This window comes from Paenarthrobacter sp. Z7-10 (genome assembly GCF_026932795.1).
Classification (GTDB): Bacteria; Actinomycetota; Actinomycetes; order Actinomycetales; family Micrococcaceae; genus Arthrobacter_M.
Genome location: NZ_JADPVH010000036.1, coordinates 20,621 through 43,621 on the forward strand (window position 1 = coordinate 20,621; position 23,001 = coordinate 43,621).

Below are 23,001 nucleotides of genomic sequence, written 5' to 3' on the forward strand. Positions count from 1 at the left end.
GTCCCTAGTCCAGCAGCGCCGTGATGGCGGTGGGGGCGTCCGTGACGGTCAGGGCCAGCTCCTCGAATTCGGTCACATTGTCCAGTTCGGTGCCCATCGAAATGTTCGTCACGCGCTCCAGGATGACTTCGACAATCACCGGCACCCGGTATTCGGCCATCATCGCCTTGGCCTTGTCGAAGGCGGCGGCCAGGTCCGCCGGATCCTCCACCCGGATGGCCTTGCAGCCCAGGCCCTCGGCCACCTTGACGTGGTCCACGCCGTAGCCGTTGGTCTCCGGGGAGTTGATGTTCTCGAAGGCCAGCGACACTTCATAGTCCATCTCGAAGCCGCGCTGGGACTGGCGGATCAGGCCCAGGTAGGAGTTGTTCACCACCACGTGAATGTACGGCAGCTGGAACTGCGCGCCGACGGCCAATTCCTCGATCATGAACTGGAAGTCGTAATCGCCGGAGAGGGCGACGACGGTCTCGCCGGGTTTGCCACGCACCACGCCCAGGGCAGCCGGTACGGTCCACCCCAGTGGGCCGGCCTGGCCGGCGTTGATCCACCGGCGCGGACCGAAGACGTGCAGCAGCTGCGCGCCGGCAATTTGTGACAGGCCAATAGTGGAGACGTAGGTCGTGTCCTGGCCGAAGGCGCTGTTCATTTCCTGATAGACGCGCTGCGGCTTGACCGGAACATTATCAAAGTCGGTCTTGCGCTGCAGCCTGCCCTTGCGGTCGGCGCAGTCCGCTGCCCAGCTGGTGTAATCCGTCAAAGCGCCGGCTTCCTTGCGCTCGCGGGCCACCTCCAGCAGCATCTGCAGGGCCGCGCCGGCGTCCGAGACGATGCCCAGGTCCGGGGAGAAGACCCGGCCGATCTGCGTGGGCTCGATGTCGACGTGCACAAATGTCCGGCCCTTGGTGTAGGTGTCCAGGCCGCCGGTGTGCCGGTTGGCCCAACGGTTGCCGATACCGATGACGAAGTCGGATGCCAGCATGGTTGCGTTGCCGTAGCGGTGCGACGTCTGCAGGCCCACCATGCCTGCCATCAGCGGGTGGTCATCGGCAATAGTGCCCCAACCCATCAGGGTGGGGATGACCGGAACGTTCAGCAGTTCGGCGAGCTCCACCAGCTGCGCGGACGCGCCGGCGTTGATGATGCCGCCACCGGCCACGATCAGCGGCCGCTCGGAGGCGGTCAGCAGATCCAACGCCTTTTCGGCCTGCTTGCGGCTGGCCCGCGGCTTTTCCACCGGCAATGGCTCGTAGAGGTCAATATCGAACTCGATCTGCGCCATCTGCACGTCGAACGGCAGGTCCAGCAGCACCGGGCCCGGCCGGCCGGAGCGCATCAGGCCGAAGGCCTTCTGGAAGGCACCCGGAACCTGAGCCGGCTCCAGCACGGTCATGGCCATCTTCGTCACCGGTGCCGCGATGGAGGAAATGTCCACGGCCTGGAAGTCCTCTTTGTGCAGCTTGGCCACCGCGGCCTGGCCGGTGATGCACAGGATTGGCACCGAGTCCGCCCAGGCGGCGTAGAGCCCGGTGATCATGTCCGTGCCGGCAGGGCCTGAGGTTCCCAGGCAGAGGCCGATGTTTCCATCAGCGGCGCGGGAATAACCGTCCGCCATGTGCGAGGCACCCTCCACGTGGCGGGCCAGCGTGTGGCGGATGCCGCCGTGGGCTTTCATGGCCGAGTAGAACGGATTGATCGCCGCCCCGGGCAGGCCGAAGGCCTCGGTGGCCCCCTCCTTTTCCAGGATCAGCACGGCCGCATCAACGGTGCGCATCGTAGTCATAAGATTCTCCTTAGAATTTTAAGTGTGGGAAGTCTGTGGGTTATTTGGCGGTGCGGCCGGAGAGCTGCTCCACCAGCTTGAACAGGCCGGAGTGGTCAAGGCCGCCGTCGCCCTGATTGACCATGGAGCCAATGAGCTGGGCCACCAAGGCACCAACGGGGATGCTGACGCCGGCTTTCCGGGCGGCCGAGGTGACGATCCCCATGTCCTTGTTATGCAGCGCCAGCCGGAAGCCCGGCTCGAAGGAGCGGTCCAGCATCTTCTGGCCCTTCTGCTCCAGCACCTTGGAGCCGGCCAGGCCGCCGCCGAGGACTTTCAGCGCCGCGGTGGTGTCCACGCCGTAGGCCTCAAGGAAGACGATCGCCTCGGCCAGAAGCGCGATGTTGCCGGCAACGATCAGCTGGTTGGCAGCCTTGACCGTTTGGCCGGAACCGGAGGGGCCGACGTGCACGATGGTTTTGCCGACGGCGTTGAGGATTTCCTGCCCGGCCTCGAAGTCCGCGGCCTCGCCGCCGACCATGATGGACAGCACGCCGTCAACCGCGCCCTGCTCGCCGCCGGAAACCGGGGCGTCAAGTGGGCGCACGCCAGCTTCGCGGGCTGCGGAGGCCAGCTGCACGGCGACGTCCGGGCGGATGCTGCTGGCATCGATCCACAGCGCGCCGTCCTTGGTGTTGGCGAAGACGCCCTCGGCGCCGTTCACCACCGCTTCGACGTCCGGGGAGTCCGGAACCATGGTGATAACGACGTCGGCCTCGCGTACCGCCTCGGCAACGCTGGCCGCGCCGCGGCCGCCTTCCGAAACGAGCTTGTCGATCTTGTCCTGGCTGCGGTTGTAGCCGGTGACGTCGAAGCCGGCCTTGACCAGGTTGACGGCCATGGGCAGGCCCATGATGCCGAGTCCGATGACGGCTACTTTTTGCTTGCTGGTCATGTGCTGAATCCTTTGCTGCTGGGTGCGTCTGGTTGCGTCTGTGTGTGCGGCGTGCTGGTGCGTGCTGCCTGTGTGCTGCCTGCAGGAGGCTGTCCGGGTCAATCGCCGGGGCCTCCACGCTGTAGGGCTGAGTGTCAGCGGATCAGCCAGTTGAACGCGGAGGCGGTGTCCGCCTTGTATTCCAGCCCGATATAGCCCTCGTAACCGAGCTCGCGGCTGCGCGTGATCCACTCGCCAAGGGGGAGCGTGCCGGTACCGGGAGCGCCGCGGCCGGGATTGTCGGCGATCTGGATGTGGCCGAAATCCTTGGCGTAGCTGGTGATGGCCGCGTCCACATCGTCGCCATTGACGGCCAGGTGGTAGAAATCGGCCAGCAGTTTGATGTTCTGCGGGCCCTCCGCGCGGACCTTGCCGATGACCTCCATCGCTTGTGCCGCCGTCGTCAGAGGGTAGCGTGCCGCGCCGCTGACCGGCTCGAGCAGCACTGTTCCGCCGATCCGAGCCACGCCTTCGGCAGCGGCAACCAAGCTGTGGAGGGCCAGTGTGTCCTGGGCTTCGGGAGCATCGGTGTCCGTGCGGTTGCCGTACAGGGCGTTGAAAGACTTACAGCCCAGCCGGCCGCCAACGCCAGCGACCACATCGATGTTGTCCCGGAACTCCCTGCCGCGTGCCGGCCAGGACAGCAGGCCGCGGTCCCCGGCAGGCATGTCGCCGGCATGGAAATTCAGCCCTGTCAGCTGGATGCCGGCGTCGGTGATGGCGTTTTCGAAATCCGTGACCTCCGCGTCCGAGGGGACGGAGGAGGCGAAGGGCCACCAGAATTCGACAGCATCGAAGCCTGCGGCCTTTGCCGCTGCCGGACGTTCCAGCAGGGGCAGGTCGGTCAGGAGGATGGAGCAATTCACTGTGTACGTCATCGTCTGGTTTCCTTCGGGTGCAACGTGCGGTTCTATGGTTCTAAATTCCGGTTTCTTATTCCGTATTGTGGAACTTATATTCTGCTTTATGAAAAGTCTAGAACCACCGCGCGTCGCCGTCAACCTTTTCTTTGACGGGCAGGGAGTTTCTTCGGCGCGCATCGAGTTCATCGACGCGGCTGACGGCGAGGCGGCGAGGCGGCGTGGACACGGCAATGCCGCTCCCTCCTGGTCACAGGCTGAAGCGGCATTGCTGCAGGCTCAGACGCCGGCGGGAACTTCGGACGGTGCCTTCGCCGATTTCTGCGTGTGGCCGCGGGTGCCGGCCGACACTGCAGCGCAGACAATAATGTTGGCCAGCAGCGCCAGCACACCGACGTTGATGTGCTGCACGGCCGCGGGCAGGAATGGGAGCACGCTTCCCACGGTGTAATGGCCCAGCGTCAACCATGCGACGATGACGGCGCCCACCCGGTAATTGGAGCTACAGACAAGAGACTTAAACCAGCTCAGCCGCGGCAAATGAGTCCCTAGGCGCCGAACGGGCGTTGTCCACTGGCTTGGTGTCAGCGGGCTCTGGGAACTGACCAGCTTTGGCTCCGGGAGGGCGGTTGACGACGGCGTGTCCCAGGTTTTGCGGGCGTGTCGCCGGGGAAGATGGTCAGTTCCCAGAACCGGCCGCCCGGGCAGGCAGATCTCTCCGCGATCTCCGGGCGCGCGGGCTCACACCGGTTGCGCATTGGCTCGGTGTCAGAGGGCTCTGGGAACTGACCAGCTTTGGCTCCGGGAGGGCGGCTGACGACGGCGTGTCCCTGGTTTTGCGGGTGTGTCGCCGGGAAGGTGGTCAGTTCCCAGAGCCGGCCGCCCGGGCAGGCTGATCTCTCCGCGATCGCCCGGCTCGTTGGCCCACCAGCGGTGGTCAGAGTGGAAGGCCGTTTGGAGTTCGGGCTCGTTGGCTCGCACCGGTTGGCCGAGGGCTCACTGGCTCATACCGGCTGGCTCGCGAGCTCGCGGGCTCACCTGGGTTGACCACAGGCTTGGTGTCAGAGGGTTCTGGGAACTGACCAGCTTTGGCTCCGGGAGGGCGGTTGACGACGGCGTGTCCCAGGTTTTGCGGGCGTGTCGCCGGGGAAAGTGGTCAGTTCTCAGAGCCAGCCCCGGCTAAATGACTCTGCAATGGCTCCGCCCCGGCGTGGCGGAGCCGGGGCGGAGAGTCTGTGGAACGGTCAGTACACCTATGTCAGGCGGATCTGCCGGTTGACGTCCTTGTAGAGAAGGTAGCGGAACTTGCCGGGACCGCCGGCGTAGCAGGCCTGTGGGCAGAAGGCGCGCAGCCACATGAAGTCGCCCGCTTCCACCTCCACCCAGTCGTCGTTGAGCCGGTACACAGCCTTGCCCTCCAGCACAAAGATGCCATGCTCCATCACATGGGTTTCGGCAAAGGGGATCACCGCGCCGGGTTCGAACGTCACGATGTTCACGTGCATGTCGTGAGCGAGGTCATTGGGGTCGACGAAGCGGGTGGTGGCCCACTTCCCATCGGTGCCCACCATCGCCGTGGGGGCGACGGCCGAATCGCTGGTAACGAAGGACTTGGCTGCATAGCCCTCAAGCGGCTCGTAGGCTTTGCGGACCCATTGAAAACTCGAGGCAGCGCCGCCGTCGTTCTGCACGGACCAGGAAGCGCCGGCCGCAACGTAGGCGTATCCGCCAGGCTCCAGCATGTGCGTTTCGCCGTCCAAAGTCAGCGTGAGCGTGCCCTTGGTCAGAAAGAGCACAGACTCCACGCCCGTTTCCGGCTCGGGCCGGGAACTGCCGCCGCCGGGGGCCACCTCCACAATGTACTGCGCGAAGGTGGTGGCAAAACCGGCGATGGGCCGGGCCAGGATCCAAGTCCGGGTGTTCTCCCATCCGGGCAGGTTGCTGGTGACGATGTCGCGCAGCACGCCGCGGGGGATGACGGTGTAGGCCTCCTTCACCACCGCACGGTCGGTCAACAGGGTGGATTGGGAGGGCAGGCCGCCCTCGGGGGAGAAATATGTGCTCATTTATGCGCTCCTGGGAGGGTGGTAGCCAGCCGCGGATGGGCCAGCCGGACAAGTTGGGCCTCGTCGACGCCGGTCAGTTGGGTGACCTCGTCGGCTCCGACGGCGCCGCAGAGCACGCCGCGGTAGATGAAGCTGGCCAGTGCGCGCGCTGTCGCCGGTTCGTCCATGATGCCGCCCTGGGTCTGCGCCACATAATTGCGCAGCCGCTGGGCCGCGGCCGGCAGTCCCTGCCGGTAGAAGGCATAGGTGGCGATGAATCGGGTGGGCAACTGGGCTGGGTGCATGTCCCAGCCCTGGTAGTAGCCGCGCTCCAGCGACCGCCGGACCAGCCGTCCGTGCAGCGCCCAAGCGGAGCGGATCTCCTCCGGGGTGCCGACGGGCTTGACGTTGGTGGAGCCGTCGGAGAGCCGAATGCCGGTGCCGGCCACCGCCAGCTGCATAATCTGCTTGGCCAAGTCGGCCGCCGGATGTTCCATCGACTGGTATTCCGCCGCGATCTGCAGCGAGGCACTGTAGTCGTAGGTGCCGTAGTGCAGGGCGCTGATCCGGCCGTCGGTGACATGCGGCAGTTGGGCCACGGGGGAACCGCCGCTGGATCCAAGGATCAGCTGCGGGGTCTCAACCTGGACCTCGAACCGAAGCCGGCCGGCGGCCAGGCCCAGGCCGGATTCGAGCCGGCCACAGGCATAGTCCATGGCCCTGACCTGGTCCACGGTGCTGACCTTGGGTAGCGTCAGCACCAGCCCCTCCGGAAGGTTTCCATTTCCGGCCAGACCTGCCATGAAGAGCTCCAGGGTCCGCAGGCCCCGCCGCCGGGTGGCCGCCTCAAAACACTTGAAGCGAATGCCGATGTACGGCGGTGCACTGCCCTCGGCCACGGCGCTGGAAACGGCATCGGCGGCGTGTTGGGCGTCCGCGTCCTCGGCCAGATCTCCCCGGTCCCCGTAGCCGTCCTCGAAGTCCAGCCGCAAATCCTCGATCGGTTCAATCTCCAGCTTGGCGGTGGCCTTGGCCGCCACCTCCGCCGCCAGCGCCCCATCGAGCCCGAGCAGATGGCACAGTTGTTCCATCCCACCCTCGGAGGCGACCACGTCCAGCGCCTGCGACCCCCAGTCCTGCGCCAGCGAGGGAGTGAACTGGTCGGCCGGGACATAGACGGTATGCACGGGCTGCCGGCTGCCGTCCTCGCCCGGATAGTTCTTTTCCAGCAGCCGGTCCGTGCCGGCGAGGTCCGCGTCCAGGCGTTCGTAGTCTTCCGGGCCAAAAATTGCCGTTGCCATGCCTCAGCCCACCAGCTCGTAGGCGGGCGTGGTGAGGAAGTCCGTGTAATCCTCGGAAAGACAGATGTCGGCGATGAGGTCGCTGGCCGGCCGGTAGAACTTGTCGAACGCGTCCTGTCCCACCTCGGCGCGCAGCTTGTCCGTCTCCTCCGCCAGGATCCGGCGCACCAGCTCGCGGGTGACAGTGTTGACGGTGTCCGCCAGGGTGACCCGGTTGCGGATCTGCTGCCAGACCTGGGACCGGGAGATCTCCGCGGTGGCGGCGTCCTCCATCAGATTGTGGATGGCCACCGCACCATTGCCGGACAGCCACACCGCGGTGTAGGCAACGGCAACGTAGAGGTTTGCCCGCATGCCGGCCTCGGTCACCTCGCCCTGCGCGGAAGCGATGTCCAGCAGGTCGTCCGCCGTGACGGAAACCTCCGGGCGCTGCTTGTCCAGCTGGTTGGGCCGCGTCCCCAGCACGGCGTCAAAGACTTCCTGGCAGACCGGCACCAGGTCCGGATGCGCCACCCAGGAGCCGTCGAAGCCGTCGTTCGCCTCCCGGGTCTTGTCCGCACGGACCTTCTCGAAGGCCTGTTGGGTGACCTCCGGCTCGCGCCGGTTCGGAATCACCGCGGCCATCCCACCCATCGCGAAGGCGCCGCGCGCGTGACAGGTTTTAACCAGCAGCTCGGTATAGGCGCGCATGAAAGGTGCGGTCATCGCCACGGAAGCGCGGTCAGGCAGAATGAAATCGGCGCCGGCATCGCGGAAGTACTTGACGATGCTGAACAGGTAGTCCCAGCGTCCGGCGTTCAGGCCGGAGGCGTGATCGCGCAGTTCAAAGAGGATTTCGTCCATCTCAAAGGCAGCCGGAATCGTTTCGATCAGCATGGTGGCGCGGACGCTGCCCTGCGGGACACCGAGGTAGTCCTGCGCAAAGACGAACACGTCGTTCCAGAGCCGGGCCTCCAGATAGCCTTCCATCTTGGGCAGGTAGTAGTAGGGTCCCTGTCCGTTGGCCAGCAGCGTCTTGGCGTTGTGGAAGAAGTGCAGGCCAAAGTCCACCAGCGCACCCGCCACTGGTTCGCCGTCGACCAGCAGGTGGCGTTCGGACATGTGCCAGCCGCGCGGGCGGGCGACGACGACGGCCAGCGGCGCGTCGGTGCGCAGCCGGTATTCCTTGCCCTCCTTGGAGGTGAAGGACAGCGTGCCGCGCCCGGCGTCGAGCAGGTTCAACTGTGCGTCGATCACATTGTGCCAGGTGGGCGTGCTGGCATCCTCAAGGTCAGCCAGCCAGACCTTGGCACCGGAGTTCAGGGCGTTGATGGCCATCTTGGCCGGGGACGCCGGTCCCGTCATCTCCACCCGGCGGTCCGCCAGCGCGGCGGGGGCGGGCGCAACCTGCCAGTCACCTTGGCGCACGTCCTTGGTCTGCGCCAAAAAGTCCAGCCGGCCGGTGCGGGCTACTTCCCCGCGCTTGGCCAGCCGGTCCGCCAGCCGCTCGGCGCGGGTCCGGGCAAAGCGCCGGTGCAGCGCCTCGATGAAGGCCAAGGCCTCCGGGGTCAGAATCTCCGCTGCCCGGTCGATGGGCTGCGGATCGGTCACTGAGAGGGCCATGATGTGGATCTCTTTCCTGCTTGTGGGCTGGCTGCTGTCGGTTGGCGGTCCAGGCGGTCTGGCGGACTAGGCGTTCTGAGGTTCCAGAACGGAGGCGGATTCCAAGGACGCGCCGTTCTCCTGTGCGGCGGCCACCACGGCTGCCGCGACGTCCGCGGCCACATGCGGGTCGAAAACGCTGGGGATGATGAAGCTGGCGTTCAGCTCATCGTCGGCAACACGGTTGGCGATGGCCTCCGCCGCTGCCACCAGCATATTGGGGGTGATGTCCGAGACTCCAGCGTCCAGCAGGCCGCGGAAGAAACCGGGGAACGCGAGCACATTGTTGATCTGGTTCGGGAAGTCGCTGCGTCCGGTGGCGACGACGGCGGCATACTTGGCGGCTATTACCGGATCCACCTCCGGGGTCGGGTTGGCCATCGCGAAGACGATCGAGTCCTTGGCCATGCTGGCCACCTGTGCTTCGCCGAGGACGTTGGGGCCCGATACGCCGATAAAGACGTCGGCCCCCGCCACGGCGTCATGCAGGCTGCCGCTGAAGTTCTCCGGGTTGGTGTTCTCCGCCAGCCAGGTGCGGTGGGCATCGGTGTAGGTTTCATTCCTGTTGATGGCACCGTTGCGCCCGCAGGCGACGATGTTGGTGGCGCCCTGGGCCTTGAGCAGCTGGACAATGGCATTGCCGGCAGCACCGACACCAGCGACGACAATCTTGACTGAGCCAATGTTTTTTCCCACCACCCGCAGCGCGTTCGTCAGCGCGGCCAGGGTGACGATGGCGGTGCCGTGCTGGTCATCGTGGAAGACCGGGATGTCCAGTTCCGCGCGCAGCCGGCTCTCGATCTCGAAGCAGCGCGGAGCGGCGATGTCCTCCAGGTTCACGCCGCCGTAGACCGGCGCCAGCGCCTTGACGATCATGATGATTTCCTCGGTGTCCTGAGTGTCCAGGCAGACCGGCCAGGCGTCCACATTGGCAAACTGCTTAAACAGGGCGGCCTTGCCCTCCATCACCGGCAGCGCGGCGGCGGGGCCAATATTGCCCAGGCCCAGTACGGCGGAGCCGTCCGTGACAACGGCGATGGTGTTGCGCTTGACCGTCAAGTTCCGGGCAGCCGCAGGGTCTTCCGCAATCGCCAGGCAGACGCGGGCGACCCCGGGAGTATACGCGCGGGAGAGGTCGTCGCGGTTGCGCAGCGCCACTTTGGGGACCACCTCGAGCTTGCCGCCCAGATGCATCAAAAAGGTGCGGTCCGAGACCTTGCGGACTGTGACGCCGTCGAGCGCGTCCAACGCATCCTTCACCCGCGCGGCGTGCGCATCGTCGGTGGTGTTGCAGGTGACATCGACGACGATGGTCTCGTGATGCGACGAGGTGACATCCAAAGCCGTGATGGCCGCACCTGCCGCACCCACGGCGGCAGCCAGTTCGCTGGTGGCGCTGAAGCTGGACTGCGCCTCAACGCGCAGGGTGATCGAATTTCCGGGGCTGGGATTCGCCATGGCAGTTCCTCCTGGTGCCGGCCAGCTGCCGGCTTATGTTCCTGCATCAATTGTTCTCGTATTATGGATATTATTATCTACGCAGTGGAAATACAAGACCATATGCCACTGGCTCCGCCCGGGCCGGCCGTCCCGGTGACGGACAGCGTGTCCCGGCGGCCGATGCCGCTGCGGTGTGCGGTATGTTGGAAGTTCATCGGCACTTTTTCACGATGTGGATAAGAGTTGCCGGAAACCCAGGAATCAGGAGTGCGCAGACATGGCAGACAAACCATCCGGCGGCGTTCAGTCGGTCGAGCGTGTGTTTGAGCTGCTGGAACTGATCACCGACGCCGGCGGTGAGGTCACGCTCAGCGAACTGTCGTCGTCGACCGATCTGCCGCTGCCCACTATCCACCGCCTGCTGCGCACGTTGGTGACCATGGGCTACCTTCGCCAGCTGGCCAATCGTCGCTATGCCCTGGGGCCGCGGCTGATCCGCCTCGGTGAGGGCGCGAACAAGCAGCTCGGCGCGTTGGCCCGGCCGCAGCTCAAATCGTTGGTGGACACGCTGGGGGAGACCTCCAATATGGCCGTGCTGGATTCGGACATGGTGATCTATGTGGCCCAGGTGCCCTCACCGCACTCGATGCGGATGTTCACCGAAGTGGGCAGGCACGCGCACACCCATGACACAGGCGTGGGCAAGGCGATCCTGGCCCAGCTCGACGACGACGTGGTGCGCGGCATCGTTTCGCGTGCCGGCATGCCCCGTCCCACCACGATGAGCATTGGCGACATCGATGCGCTGATCGCCGAGCTGGACCGGATCCGCGAGCGCGGCTATTCGATCGACGACGGCGAGCAGGAGATCGGCGTGCGCTGCTTCGCCATGGCCGTGCCGCGTGCTCCGACGCCTACGGCGATTTCCGTTTCCGGACCCGTCTCCCGGGTCGATGATTCGTTTGCCCAGCGGGCTGTGCCGCTGCTGCAGCAGGCTGCCCGCGTCATCTCCGATGAGATGAACCGCAATTAGCTGAAACCTCCCGGGCGGCCTGTTCGGGCTGCCAACGGGAGAGAGCCGCGGCCAATCGGAAATTTTCACTTCCCGGAATAAACTTTCCACAAAACTGTTGCTTGGCTCACACGGCGGTGTTAGTGTCATTCCAGCCAATGGCGGGCAACCGACTCACGGAAGCTATCTACCAGGCGCAACTTAACCTTCACGCAACACTGCAGGTAAGGGTGCCGTCCCGTGATAGTCACGCCCGCATCCTCCCCGCAGCTTCAAAGCAAAGGGAGTCGCCATGAAATCCACCATCACCGGCCAGCTTCATCTGGCCCGGGCCGTTGAGCTGGCCTGCGCAAATGTCCACAACAGTGGCGGGCCCTTCGGCGCCGTCATAGTCACAGCGGACGGTCAGGTGTTCGACGGCGTCAATCGCGTCACCGCGAGCAACGATCCGACCGCGCACGCCGAGGTCACGGCGATCCGCACGGCCTGCAGCCAGCTGGGCACCTTCGATCTGACGGGAGCCACCCTCTACACCAGCTGCGAACCCTGCCCGATGTGCCTCGCCTCCGCACTCTGGGCCCGGGTGGAACACGTCTTTTATGCCGCCGACCGCCATGACGCCGCGCGGGCGGGGTTTGACGACGCGGTGTTCTACAACTACTTCGACACCCCGGTGGCGGAGCGGCCGATGCCGGTGCGCCAACTGGATCCGGAGACAGCGTTGGCCGTTGCACCTTTCGAGGCGTGGGCCACGCTCGAATCCCGGATCGCCTACTAGGACCGGTGGCTGAGATGACGCTGCTGGCTAAGCCCTTCGAAGAATCTGACGCTTCCGATCCGGTCCGCCGGACCTCCCGCCCCCGCGAACCCAAGACCTCCCGGCTGGACGCGTTCTTCAAGATCACCCACCGTGGTTCCACGCTGGCACGCGAAATGCGCGGCGGACTGGTGACCTTCTTCACGATGGCGTACATCGTCATTCTGAACCCTCTGATCCTCGGGGGCTTCAGTGCCACCTCCGCTCCGTTGGACGTGGCCGGAGGCTGGCTCCCCGCGGCTCAGGTGGGTGCCGTCACCGGCCTGACCGCCGGACTGATGACCATCATTTTCGGCTTGGTGGCCAACCTTCCGTTCGGCCTGGCCGCCGGACTTGGCATTAACTCCTTCCTGGCGGTGTCAGTGATTCACGAAGTCAGCTGGGCCGAGGCCATGGGACTGGTTGTGATCAACGGGCTGCTGATCGTGCTCTTCGGCATCACCGGGGCACGGACCGCTATCTTCCGGGCGGTTCCCCGCGAGCTCAAGGCCGCGATCACCGTCGGAATCGGTCTGTTCATCGCCTTCATCGGCTTCGTGGACTCGGGATTCGTCCGTCCCACCAAGGGTGGCCCTCCCGTGCAGCTGGGTCAGGACGGTTCCATCAACTCGGTGCCGACTCTGGTCTTCGTCATTGGGCTGCTGGCGATGGGGATCCTGGTGGCGCGTAAGGTCCAGGGCGGACTGCTGATCGGCATTGCCGCCACCACTGTGCTGGCCGCCATTGTCGAGGCCACTATGCACATCGGTGCCGCGGGCGAGGCAAATCCCGGTGGCTGGCACTTGAACACTCCGGTGCTGTCCGGCCAGCTGGTCTCCATTCCGGATCTGGGGCTGGTGGGGCACTTCGACCTGTTCGGCGCCTTCGGCCGCGTGGGCGGGCTGGCCGCCACCATGCTGGTCTTCACGCTCGTGTTCACCAACTTCTTCGATGCCATGGGCACCATGACCGGTCTTGCCAAGAGCGCTGGCCTGACCCACAAGGACGGGACCTTTCCGCGGCTGAAGTCCGCGTTTATCGTGGAAGGTTTCGCCGCCGTCGCCGGCGGTGCCACCTCGGGTTCGTCCAATACCGTCGATGTGGACTCGGCTGCCGGGATCGGTGAAGGAGCGCGCACCGGCCTGGCCTCTGTGGTCACCGGCGTGCTGTTCCTGGGATCGATGTTCCTGACCCCGCTGACCAGCGTCGTTCCGCTGGAAGTGGCGGCTGCCGCCCTGGTGGTGGTGGGTGCGATGATGATGGCCCAGATCCGCGAGATTAAGTTCACCAAGTTCTCCGTGGCGCTGCCGGCCTTCCTGACCATCGTCACCATGCCGCTGACATACTCCATAGCCAACGGCATCGGCGCCGGGTTCATCTCCTGGGCCATCATCGGCGCGGCTTCTGGCAGGGCCCGGAAGATCCACCCGCTGATGTGGGTGGTCGCGGCGGGCTTCCTGGTGTACTTTGCCCGTGGACCGCTGAGCGCCTGGATGGCAGGCTAGCAGTCGGATGGCTGGCCGGTCCGGCGCGCCGTGGTTACACCGCAGCGTGCCGGACCGGGGCGAAGGAAGGGAAAACAAATGCTGGAACTTATGGATTCGCTGCCGGAGTGGTTGTTGACCCGGGGAAGCGGGCCCTGTGCCGTGGCTACCATTGTTGCCACCGATGGCTCCGTTCCGCGTCCGCTGGGGACCTCCATGCTGGTATCCGGTGGCGGGGAAGTCCTGGGTTCGCTTTCCGGCGGCTGCGTCGAAGGCGCGGTGATCGAGGCCGCGCTGGAATCGATGGACAGCGGCCTGCCACGGCGCGAGCAGTTCCGCTACACCGCCGATGATGCCTTTGCCGCGGGTTTAACCTGCGGCGGCAGCCTTGAGGTGCGCATTCAGCCCTACCTTGCCAGCATCGCCGCCGGTTCAGACCAGGTTGATGCCGGCTCGGCCGGGGTTGGCGAGCTCAGAGCGCTGGCTTTAGCCATGGCCGGCGCGGGGGGCGGCTTTCCGGCATTGATCACAAGGCTCGACGACGGCGGGGGCCGTGCCGTCGTCGTCCACGATCCGCAGGCCATCAGCGAACAGGATCTCCATGCCGAGCTGATCGGGCTGCTGGGGGCGGGAGTGGCACGCCGGGCGGTCGGCCTTATGTCCATGCTCCGCGCCGGCCAGAGTGGCTTGTTGAAACTGGCGGATGAGACCGGAGAATGCACGGACAACCCGCCGACTTTGCTGGTGGAAAGCCGGCTCCCACCGCCGCGGATGCTCATTTTTGGGAGCAATGATTTCAGTGCGGCGCTGCTGCCGGCAGCACAGTTGCTGGGTTACCACGTCACCCTGTGCGATGCGCGGCCGGTTTTCGCTCGGCAGGAGCGCTTTCGCCACGCGGACCAGGTCGCCGTGAACTGGCCGCACCACTACCTGCGCGCCGAGGCAGAAGCCGGCAGAATTGATGGTCGAACGGTGGTCTGCGTGCTCAGCCACGATCCAAAATTCGACGTTCCGCTGTTGGCCGTGGCACTGGAACTGGAGCTGGCCTACCTGGGCGCGATGGGATCACGACGCAGCCACCAGGACCGGGTCGCGGCCCTGCTGGAAGGCGGTGCGGACCCGGAAAAAATTGCCCGGATGCATGCGCCGATCGGGCTCGACCTTGGCGCCGTCACTGCGGCCGAAGTGGCGGTATCCATCGCGGCAGAAATCGTCGCCTGCCGGCGTGGAGCGGCCAGTCACCCGTCCGGGGGTGCAGGGGTCGGGGGTGCAGAGTCCGGAGGCGCGGCGGCCGCCGTCGTCCGCTCTGCCGGTACCGGCGCCGCCTTCCGCTCACTAAAGGATGGCACCGGCGTCATCCATTCCGGCACCTCGCTACCCGACGCCCTTGTACCGGGCGCCGTCAAGATTTCCTAGGAGAAACCGATGGACATGAACACCATCACGGCCGTGGTCCCCACCGCGGACCCCGACCAGTGGCGACCCGGTGATGCCTGGCTGGCGGGCGGCACAGTGCTTTTTTCCTATGGCAGCAGCGTGCTGACCCGCCTGCTGGACATCAGCACAGCCGGCTGGCCGGCGGTCACCGTCACCGACGACGGCATTGAACTGGCCGCCAGCGCCACAATCGCGGAGCTGTACGAGCTTCCGGACCGCGATGGTCTGCTCCGGCGCTGGCCGGCCCTGGAGCTGGTGCGCCAGTGCTGTGATTCCTTCGTGGCCTCGTTCAAGATCTGGAACATGTCCACCGTGGGCGGCAATGTCTGCACCGCGCTGCCGGCTGGCCCGATTACCTCGCTGTGCGCAGCTCTCGACGGTGTGGCCACCATCCTGATGCCCGGCGGCGGCAGCCGCAGAGTACCGGTGGCAGAGCTGGTCATAGGAGATGGCCGAACGTCGCTGCGACCGGGGGAACTGCTGCGCAGCATTTTCCTGCCGTCGGCGGCGCTCAGCTCCCGGGTGGCCTTCCGCCGGCTGTCGCTGAGCAACCTGGGCCGTTCCGGCGTGCTGCTGGTTGGGCGCCGGGATAAGGAGGGAACGCTGCTGATTACTGTGACAGCGGCGACGAAGCGGCCGGTGCAGCTGCGCTTCGACGCTCACCCCGAGGGCTCGGACGTTCCTGAGCCCGCTGCCGCCGTCGTCGTCCCGCCGGAGCCCGCTGCCGCCGTCGGCCGGCCGGACGCTGCCGCCCTGCGTGCGGCGCTTGGCGCCGCCATCCCCGCCGATCTCTACCACGACGATATCCACGGACTGCCGCAGTGGCGGCGCGACATGACCTACAGATTGGCGGAGGAAATCCGCGCCGAACTGCTGGCGGAACCGGCCGGTCGGCAACCCGCCCAATCCCCGGCCGGGCAACCTGCCGGACCATCCACCGGAAGGGGTGCCTGAGCATGGCGATGGACATCAACGGAGCGCCAAACGAGGAACAGCCACGGCCAGGACAATGCCTGCGCACATTTTTGCGTGAACAGGGCCTGCTTGGCGTAAAGAAGGGATGCGACGGCGGCGACTGCGGTGCCTGCACAGTGCATGTTGACGGCAAGCCCGTCCACAGCTGCCTCTATCCGGCGGTTCGTGCGCAAGGACGGTCCATCACCACCGTGGAAGGTCTCGCCGGACCGGACTCCCTGCACCCGATGCAGGAGCAGTTCCTGGCGGCGCAGGGTTTCCAGTGTGGATTCTGCACGGCCGGAATGCTGATGACGGCGGCCACCTTCGACGCGGCGCAGAAGGAGAATCTGCCGCGGAACCTGAAGGGAAACCTCTGCCGCTGCACCGGCTACGCGGCCATCGAGGATGCGGTCTGCGGCGTCTCCACCGGCCAATCGGGTGGAAAACAGCAGCTTGGCGATAACGTGCCGGCGCCGGCTGGCCGGGAGATCGTCACCGGGCGGGCCCGCTACACTCTGGACGTTCCAGCTGCTGAACTGCCGGGCCTGCTGCACATGAAGCTCGTCCGTTCCCCGCATCCGCACGCCCGGATCCGCTCCGTCGACGCCTCCGCGGCACTGCTGCTGCCCGGAGTCCGTGCGGTGTTCACCCATCTGGATGCGCCCGGGCAGCTGTTCTCCACCGCCCAGCACGAGCTGTACACCGATGATCCGGATGACACCCGGGTGCTGGATTCGGTGGTCCGTTTCATCGGCCAGCGCGTGGCGGCCGTCGTGGCGGACAGTGTGGCGGAGGCCGAGGCAGGTGTTCGCGCCGTGGCAGTGGACTATGAGCTGCTGGAAGCGGTTTTCGACCCGGAGCTCGCGGTCTTGCCCGGGGCTCCGACGGTCCACTGTGACAAGGACGCGGCGCTCGCCCGGATTGTTAGCCCGAGGGAGAATGTGGTGGCCGAGCTGCACCCCGAATTGGGCGACGTTACGGCCGGTTTCCGGGAGGCGGATGTCATCCACGAGAAGGTCTACCGCACGCAGCGGGTTCAGCATGTGTCGCTGGAGACGCACGCGTCGATCGCCTATTTCGAGGACGACCGTGCCCAGTCCGACGGCGCCCAGTCCGACGGCGGCCAATCCGACGGCAGCCAATCCGACGGCGGCCAGTCCGAAAGTCGGTTCGGCGCCAACGGCCCGTCCGAGGCCGGCACCGGTGCGGCCAACTTCGCCGGCCGGCTGGTGGTCCGCTCCTCCACCCAGACGCCCTTTTTGACCCGGCGCTCGCTTTGCCGGGTATTTAATCTGCCCGAGGACCGGATCCGGGTCGTCGCGGGCAGGGTGGGCGGAGGGTTTGGCGGCAAGCAGGAAATGCTGACCGAGGACGTCGTCGTGCTGGCCGCCTTGCGCCTGCGCCGTCCGGTCCAGCTGGAATTCACCCGGTCGGAGCAGTTCACCGCGGCCACCACCAGGCACCCCTTCCGTATCCGGCTCAAGGCCGGGGCCCGGCGCGATGGCACGCTGACCGCGTTGCAGGTTGACGTGCTGACCAACACCGGCGCCTACGGGAACCACGCCCCCGGCGTGATGTTCCACGGCTGCGGCGAGTCTCTGGCCGTTTACCTGTGCCCCAACAAAAAGGTGGACGCGCGCGCCGTGTACACCAACACAGTTCCCTCCGGTGCCTTTCGCGGCTACGGGCTGAGCCAGATGATCTTCGCCGTCGAGTCCGCCATCGATGAGTTGGCCGCGGATATCGGGATGGATCCAATGGAGTTCCGCCGCCGCAACATCATCCGGCGCGGGGATCCGATGCTCTCCAGTCACCCGGAGCCGGCGGATGACGTGCTCTACGGCAGCTACGGCCTGGACCAGTGCATCGAGCTGGTCGCGGATGCGCTGGCGCGCGGGCGCGAGCGGTACCTCACCGCGGGCCTGGCGGAGCTGGGCCCGGACTGGGTCCAAGGCACCGGCACGGCGCTGTCCATGATCGACACCGTGCCACCGCGCGGGCACTTCGCGCACAGCCGCCTGTGCCTGCTTCCTGACGGCGGCTACCGCGTCGACGTGGGCACGGCGGAGTTCGGGAACGGCACGACGACGGTGCACGCCCAGTTGGCGGCGACGGCGTTGGGCACCAGGGCGGACCGGGTCCAAGTGCGGCAGGCAGACACAGACCTGATTGTGCACGACACCGGCGCCTTCGGATCCACTGGAACCGTGGTGGCCGGCAAGGCGACGCTGGCCGCGGCCCAGGAGCTCGCTGGCCGAATCCGGAATCTGGCCGCAGAGCTGAGCGGCGTTCCGGCGGAGCAGTGCGTCCTTGGTCCTGATGCAGTGGACTGCGCCGGAACTTTGATTGCGCTGGCCGAGTTGAACCGCCATGCCGAGGACCGAGGAGAGTCGCTTGAGTCGGAGGGGCGCTGGCACGGTTCGCCGCGGTCCGTGGCCTTCAACGTCCATGGCTTCGCCGTGGCCGTGAACACCGGGACGGGGGAGCTGCGGATCCTGCAGAGCGTACAGGCCGCCGACGCCGGCGTGGTGGTGAACCCCAGGCAGTGCCGGGGTCAAATTGAGGGCGGCATAGCCCAAGCCCTGGGCGCGGCGCTGTACGAGGAAGTCCGAATCGGTGCGGATGGCCGGGTGGAAACGGACATCCTGCGCCAGTACCACATCCCCACCTTCGCCGATGTCCCGCGCAGCGAGGTCTACTTTGCCGACACCACTGATTCGCTGGGACCACTGGGGGCCAAGTCGATGAGCGAGAGTCCCTTCAATCCGGTGGCTCCGGCGCTGGCCAACGCGGTCCGTAACGCCACCGGACTCCGGTTCAGCGAGTTGCCCCTAGCCCGCGACCGCATCTACCTGGGCCTGCGGGAAGCCGAGCGGGCTGCTGATCTGGCTGCCGCCCGGGAGGAGCAGGAATCAGCCGACGGTCGCAGACGAGCGCGCGCCTGATCGCCTTGTCCAGGCGTACTGGCGGTTCTAAGAGCTTTTACGTGCGCACACCGGCCCTTACTCATCTACAAGATCTGGAGGACATCTACGCCGCCTACGGGCAATGAGTCGACCGACCGCGTGTGGCTGGTGACCACAGCAGCGTTCGACAGGGAGTTCGACAGTTTCGGCCACAGTATCCAAGTCGGTGGTGTCGCTAACTCAGTCAGTTTGTGTCCTACATAAATGTGTGGATTCCTAGTAAGCTAACCCCGTGGGATTTGAGTGGGCGGCGTCGGCGGCTAAACACGGAATCGCCCGCGAGGATGCGCTAAATGCGATGCTCAACGCGGTGGACTTTGTGGAGTCCTTCGACGATCCGAGAATGCCGGGACGTGGTCGACCGAATCTGTACATTGGTCCATCGCGGGACAGGCGGCGGCTCATTGAGGTGATGGTGGAAGTCATCCCGCCATCCGATGTTTCGGTTTTCCATGTCATGGAGGCCCGCCGGAAAATTTTGGACTTAGTTGAGGAGTTGAGAGGAAAATGAGTACGCGGGACGAACGAAGCGAGTGGGCTGAGGGGATCGATTCCTTCGGTACAGAAGCGAAACTTACTTCCGGAAAAGACGCAGCAGCCCGAGGTCGAGTGGCGTTGGAGGACGCTCTCGGCGGTCATGCCGAAGTTGAGAAAGCGCTCCGCGGCAGGCCATCGCTCACGGCCGGTCGCAAGGGGCACGGCCATCAATCCCCCAAGAGGACTTTCCGACTCACTGAGCAACTCAATGAACAATTAAACACGATGGTTTCGGCGCAGAAGCGCCCGCAGAGCGAAGTAATGCGCGACGCCCTCGCAGAGTATTTCGACCGCCACTCCGCCTAATCGAGGATCGGCAGTAGGTGAAACCGTCCTCGACTTTCCCACCTGAACTTTGTGGCTGGAGAAGAGCGTGCGTCTACCCATTGACCAATTTCCGGGCCGCCTGGCTGTGCCGGGCTATCAGGGTCACCCATGTCCAGGCCGGGGATCTGCCCGTCCAGGACACGCCAGCTACCGCCCACCATCACACGGTCGGCACGGTCGGCTCCGCAGAGCAGCAGAGCGGCTATTGGATCGTGGCTGCCGGAGAAGCGCAATTCGTCCAGTCGGAACATGGCGAGGTCCGCCTGCAGCCCCGGGGCCAACTGCCCCACGTCGCTGCGGCCCAGCACGGCAGCTGACCCACGCGTAGCCCAGCTCAGCGCCTGCTCACAGGTGACGGCGGCGGTGCCGTAGTGCAAACGTTGAAGGTAGAGGGCCTGCCGGGCCTCCAAGATCATGTTGGATGCGTCGTTGGACGCTGAGCCGTCCACGCCCAGTCCCACTGGCACTCCGGCCGCTTCCAGTTCCAGGACCCGGGCGGTGCCGGAGGCCAGGCGCATGTTCGACGTCGGGCAGTGGGCCACCGCCGTGCCGGCCGCGCCAAGGCGGGTTATTTCCGCGTCATCGAAGTGGATGCCATGCCCCAGCCAGGTACGGTCAGTCAGCCAGCCGACGCTCTCCAGATAGTCCAGCGGGCGCAGCCCGAACATTTCCTTGCAGAAGGTTTCCTCATCCAGCGTCTCGGCCAGATGAGTATGCAGGCGGACATCATGGCGTACGGCCAGTTCGGCGCTGGCCTCCATCAGATCCCGGGTCACGGAAAACGGCGAGCAGGGAGCCAGAGCAACCTGGATAACCGCGCCCTCGCCGCGTTCGTGGTAGCTATCGATCAGCCGCTCGCTGTCGGCCAGAATCACCTCGGCGGTCTGCACCGTCGACTGCGGCGGCAGTCCGCCGTCGTGCTGTCCCAATGACATCGATCCCCGGGAGAGCATGGCCCGCATGCCGAGCCGGCGGACCACCTGGACCTGAATATCCACTGCCTCCTCCAGCCCTTTCGGGTACAGGTAATGTTGGTCCGCGGCCGTGGTACAGCCGGAGAGCAGCAGTTCCGCCAGTGCGGCCGTGCTCGCCAGCTCAAGGTCCGTTGGCGTGAGCCGGGCCCAGACCGGGTACAGATTGGTCAGCCACGGGAACAATTCCACGCTGGCCACCGGGCCCCAGGCGCGGGTGAGGGTTTGATAGAAATGATGATGCGTGTTGATCAAACCGGGGGTGAGAACGTGCGCGCTGGCGTCGAAGAGCTCCTCGCAGGGCGTCGCCGGCCGCTGGCCGGCGCCCAGAACCTCGACAATTTTCCCGTCGCTGACGACAATGCCGCCGGAAGCATCCAGCTCGTTGGCGGTAAAGGAGGCGAGGGGATTTTTGATCCAGAGCCTGTGCTCCTGGGACTGGGAGGCGATGGGAGTGGTCATAGCGTGTTCCTTTGGTCGCAGTGGCTGCTGGTGGTGCTGCCGGGAACAGGAAGAGCCGGCGCCAGCGGTGCCAGCTCAGTGATGCCCTGTCTGCTGATCCAGGTCAGGCGGCCGTGGGGCGCCAGGTTCAAAGGTAGGTCGGAGGTGAATCCCCGTCAACGCGGGGTGGAGGGTGGTTGAGGTGCCTGTTCGCGCCCAGGTTTGAACGACTCGGGCGCAAACTGTCAGCCCAACCTTGCGGCGGTTCTGTCAGCTGTCACCGCCGGCGCTGCCGGTGGTTCCGGCGTTGACGTCGTGCAGCCGGTACTGCTCGATGGCCCGGGCCGGGGCGTCGGCGCTGATCTTGCCGCGCTTGGCCAGCAGCTGCAGGGTCCGGACGACGACGGAGTGGCTGTCGATCTTGAAGTATCGGCGCGCCGCCGCCCGGGTATCGGAGAAGCCGAAGCCGTCGGCGCCCAGCACCGCATAGTCGCCGGGCATGAACTGGCGGATCTGGTCCGGCACGGCCTTCATATAATCGCTGACGGCGATCACCGGACCGTCGGCGTTCTGCAGTTGTTCGGTCACAAACGGAATCCGCGGCGGCGCTGTGGCGTTCAGGAATTCCTGCTCCTCGGCTTCAAGCCCGTCGCGGCGCAGCTCGGTCCAGGACGTGACGGACCAGACGTCGGCTGCGACGCCCCAGTCCTCGGCGAGGATGCGCTGGGCCTCCAGCGCCCACGGCACGGCCACGCCGGAGGCCAGCAGCTGGGCCTGCGGGCCCTCAATTTTCGCCGGCGCCAGCAGGTACATGCCCCGCAGCAGAGAATCCACGTCCAGGCCTTCGGGTTCAGCCGGCTGGATAATGGGCTCGTTGTATACCGTGAGGTAGTACATGATATTGGGATCCGGGTGCTTGCCACCATACATTCGCTCCAGCCCGGCCCTCATAATGTGGCCGATTTCGTAGCCGTAGGAGGGGTCGTAGGTGACGACGGCGGGGTTGGTGGAGGCCAGCAGCGGGGAGTGCCCGTCGGCATGCTGGAGGCCTTCGCCGGTGAGGGTGGTTCGTCCGGCGGTGGCGCCGATGATGAAGCCGCGGGCCATCTGGTCTCCGGCGGCCCACAGTGCGTCGCCGGTGCGCTGGAAGCCGAACATGGAGTAGAAGACGTAAATCGGGATCAGCGGCTCGCCGTGCGTGGCGTAGGAGGTGCCGGCGGCGGTGAAGGCGGCCACCGATCCGGCTTCGTTGATGCCGGCGTGCACGATCTGGCCGGAGATGGACTCCTTGTAGGCCAGCAGCAGGTCCCGGTCCACGGAGAGGTAGTTCTGTCCGTTCGGGTTGTAGATCTTCGCGGTGGGGAAGAACGCATCGATGCCGAAGGTGCGGGCCTCATCCGGAATGATCGGAACTATCCGGGCGCCGAAATCCTTGTCCCGCATCAGATCCTTGAACAGTCGGACGAAGGCCATGGTCGTGGCCGCCCGCTGTTTGCCGGAGCCGCGCCTGGCAACCTCGAAGCTGGGCGAGTCGGACACGGCCAGCGGAGCGTGCGCGCTGCGCCTTTCCGGAACGGAGCCCCCCAGTTGGCTGCGCAGACCCAACAGGTACTTGACCTCGGGGGCGTCCATGCCGGGGTGGTAGTAGGGCGGGCGGTACGGGTCCTTATCGAGTTCCTCGTCGCTGATCGGGATCCGCAGGTGGTCGCGGAAGTCCTTGAGGTCCTGCAGCGTGAGCTTCTTCATCTGGTGCGTGGCGTTGCGGGCCTCGAAGTGTGTGCCCAGCCCGTAGCCCTTGACCGTCTTGACCAGCACCACGGTGGGCTTGCCGGTGAATTCGGTGGCGGCCTTGTAGGCGGCGTAGACCTTGCGGTAGTCGTGGCCGCCGCGCTTGAGGTTCCAGATCTGCTCATCGGTCAGATCGGCGACCATTTCTTTTGTCTGCGGGCTCTGGCCGAAGAAGTGGTCGCGGACGAATCCGCCGGATTCGCCCTTGTAGGTTTGGTAATCGCCGTCGACTGTGGTGTTCA

General features: G+C 65.7%; 17 protein-coding genes and 1 pseudogene. 8 read left to right on the forward strand and 10 right to left on the reverse strand.

Going from position 1 to position 23,001, the window contains the following annotated elements; all coding sequences use genetic code 11:
- Positions 1 to 4: 4 nt before the first annotated feature.
- The 8 genes from gcl to IV498_RS11940 all read right to left on the reverse strand — a co-directional run bounded on the left by gcl (position 5) and on the right by IV498_RS11940 (position 10,061).
- The gene (gene gcl / locus IV498_RS11905) at positions 5 to 1,783 is read right to left on the reverse strand and encodes a glyoxylate carboligase (protein ID WP_269046861.1); all 1,779 of its coding nucleotides are present in this window, start codon (positions 1,781 to 1,783) and stop codon (positions 5 to 7) included.
- A 40-nt stretch (positions 1,784 to 1,823) separates the two neighbouring features.
- Positions 1,824 to 2,948, reverse strand: a complete 1,125-nt coding sequence (locus IV498_RS11910) for a 2-hydroxy-3-oxopropionate reductase (RefSeq protein ID WP_269046862.1) — start codon at positions 2,946 to 2,948, stop codon at positions 1,824 to 1,826.
- Positions 2,852 to 3,634: a hydroxypyruvate isomerase family protein gene (locus IV498_RS11915; protein ID WP_269046863.1), complete on the reverse strand. Its 783-nt coding sequence runs from the start codon at positions 3,632 to 3,634 to the stop codon at positions 2,852 to 2,854. The genes IV498_RS11910 and IV498_RS11915 overlap by 97 nt, the downstream gene beginning before the upstream one ends.
- A 261-nt stretch (positions 3,635 to 3,895) precedes the next feature.
- Positions 3,896 to 4,156 carry a hypothetical protein gene (locus IV498_RS11920; protein WP_269046864.1) on the reverse strand — a complete coding sequence of 87 codons (261 nt, stop codon included), beginning with the start codon at positions 4,154 to 4,156 and terminating at the stop codon, positions 3,896 to 3,898.
- A gap of 713 nt (positions 4,157 to 4,869) precedes the next feature.
- The gene (locus IV498_RS11925) at positions 4,870 to 5,682 is read right to left on the reverse strand and encodes a bifunctional allantoicase/(S)-ureidoglycine aminohydrolase (RefSeq protein WP_269046865.1); all 813 of its coding nucleotides are present in this window, start codon (positions 5,680 to 5,682) and stop codon (positions 4,870 to 4,872) included.
- Positions 5,679 to 6,962, reverse strand: a complete 1,284-nt coding sequence (locus IV498_RS11930) for a DUF6986 family protein (protein WP_269046866.1) — start codon at positions 6,960 to 6,962, stop codon at positions 5,679 to 5,681. The genes IV498_RS11925 and IV498_RS11930 overlap by 4 nt, the downstream gene beginning before the upstream one ends.
- 3 nt (positions 6,963 to 6,965) lie before the next feature.
- Positions 6,966 to 8,564, reverse strand: a complete 1,599-nt coding sequence (aceB, locus tag IV498_RS11935; RefSeq protein ID WP_269046868.1) for a malate synthase A — start codon at positions 8,562 to 8,564, stop codon at positions 6,966 to 6,968.
- A 66-nt stretch (positions 8,565 to 8,630) separates the two neighbouring features.
- On the reverse strand, positions 8,631 to 10,061 hold the full coding sequence (locus tag IV498_RS11940; protein ID WP_269046870.1) for an NAD(P)-dependent malic enzyme: 1,431 nt from the start codon (positions 10,059 to 10,061) through the stop codon (positions 8,631 to 8,633).
- Positions 10,062 to 10,320: 259 nt separating this feature from the next.
- On the opposite strand from IV498_RS11940, the gene IV498_RS11945 reads away from it, so the two are divergent.
- The 8 genes from IV498_RS11945 to IV498_RS19090 all read left to right on the forward strand — a co-directional run bounded on the left by IV498_RS11945 (position 10,321) and on the right by IV498_RS19090 (position 19,538).
- Entirely contained in the window at positions 10,321 to 11,076 is a 756-nt protein-coding gene (locus tag IV498_RS11945; RefSeq protein ID WP_269046872.1) for an IclR family transcriptional regulator, read from the forward strand.
- Between the two features lie 271 nt (positions 11,077 to 11,347).
- Complete coding sequence (locus IV498_RS11950; protein ID WP_269046874.1) at positions 11,348 to 11,833, forward strand: nucleoside deaminase; 486 nt, start codon at positions 11,348 to 11,350, stop codon at positions 11,831 to 11,833.
- A gap of 14 nt (positions 11,834 to 11,847) precedes the next feature.
- The gene (locus IV498_RS11955) at positions 11,848 to 13,356 is read left to right on the forward strand and encodes an NCS2 family permease (protein WP_269046893.1); all 1,509 of its coding nucleotides are present in this window, start codon (positions 11,848 to 11,850) and stop codon (positions 13,354 to 13,356) included.
- A 78-nt stretch (positions 13,357 to 13,434) separates the two neighbouring features.
- A complete protein-coding gene (locus IV498_RS11960) occupies positions 13,435 to 14,751 on the forward strand; it encodes an XdhC family protein (RefSeq protein ID WP_269046876.1) in 1,317 nt (438 codons plus the stop codon).
- A gap of 9 nt (positions 14,752 to 14,760) precedes the next feature.
- Positions 14,761 to 15,726, forward strand: a complete 966-nt coding sequence (locus IV498_RS11965) for an FAD binding domain-containing protein (protein WP_269046877.1) — start codon at positions 14,761 to 14,763, stop codon at positions 15,724 to 15,726.
- Between the two features lie 2 nt (positions 15,727 to 15,728).
- Positions 15,729 to 18,674, forward strand: coding sequence for a molybdopterin-dependent oxidoreductase (locus IV498_RS11970; RefSeq protein ID WP_269046879.1), 2,946 nt, complete (start codon positions 15,729 to 15,731; stop codon positions 18,672 to 18,674).
- Between the two features lie 253 nt (positions 18,675 to 18,927).
- Positions 18,928 to 19,206, forward strand: coding sequence for a hypothetical protein (locus tag IV498_RS11975; RefSeq protein WP_269046881.1), 279 nt, complete (start codon positions 18,928 to 18,930; stop codon positions 19,204 to 19,206).
- Positions 19,203 to 19,538: a ribbon-helix-helix protein, CopG family gene (locus tag IV498_RS19090; RefSeq protein WP_442951345.1), complete on the forward strand. Its 336-nt coding sequence runs from the start codon at positions 19,203 to 19,205 to the stop codon at positions 19,536 to 19,538. Before IV498_RS11975 ends, IV498_RS19090 begins: the two co-directional genes overlap by 4 nt.
- A gap of 73 nt (positions 19,539 to 19,611) precedes the next feature.
- On the opposite strand, the pseudogene IV498_RS11980 reads toward IV498_RS19090, so the two are convergent.
- Together IV498_RS11980 and IV498_RS11985 are read right to left on the reverse strand one after the other, a co-directional pair.
- Positions 19,612 to 20,992 (reverse strand): annotated as a pseudogene (locus tag IV498_RS11980) (8-oxoguanine deaminase).
- Positions 20,993 to 21,241: 249 nt separating this feature from the next.
- On the reverse strand, positions 21,242 to 23,001 hold a 1,760-nt coding region (locus IV498_RS11985; RefSeq protein WP_442951346.1), incomplete at its 5' end, for a transketolase-like TK C-terminal-containing protein.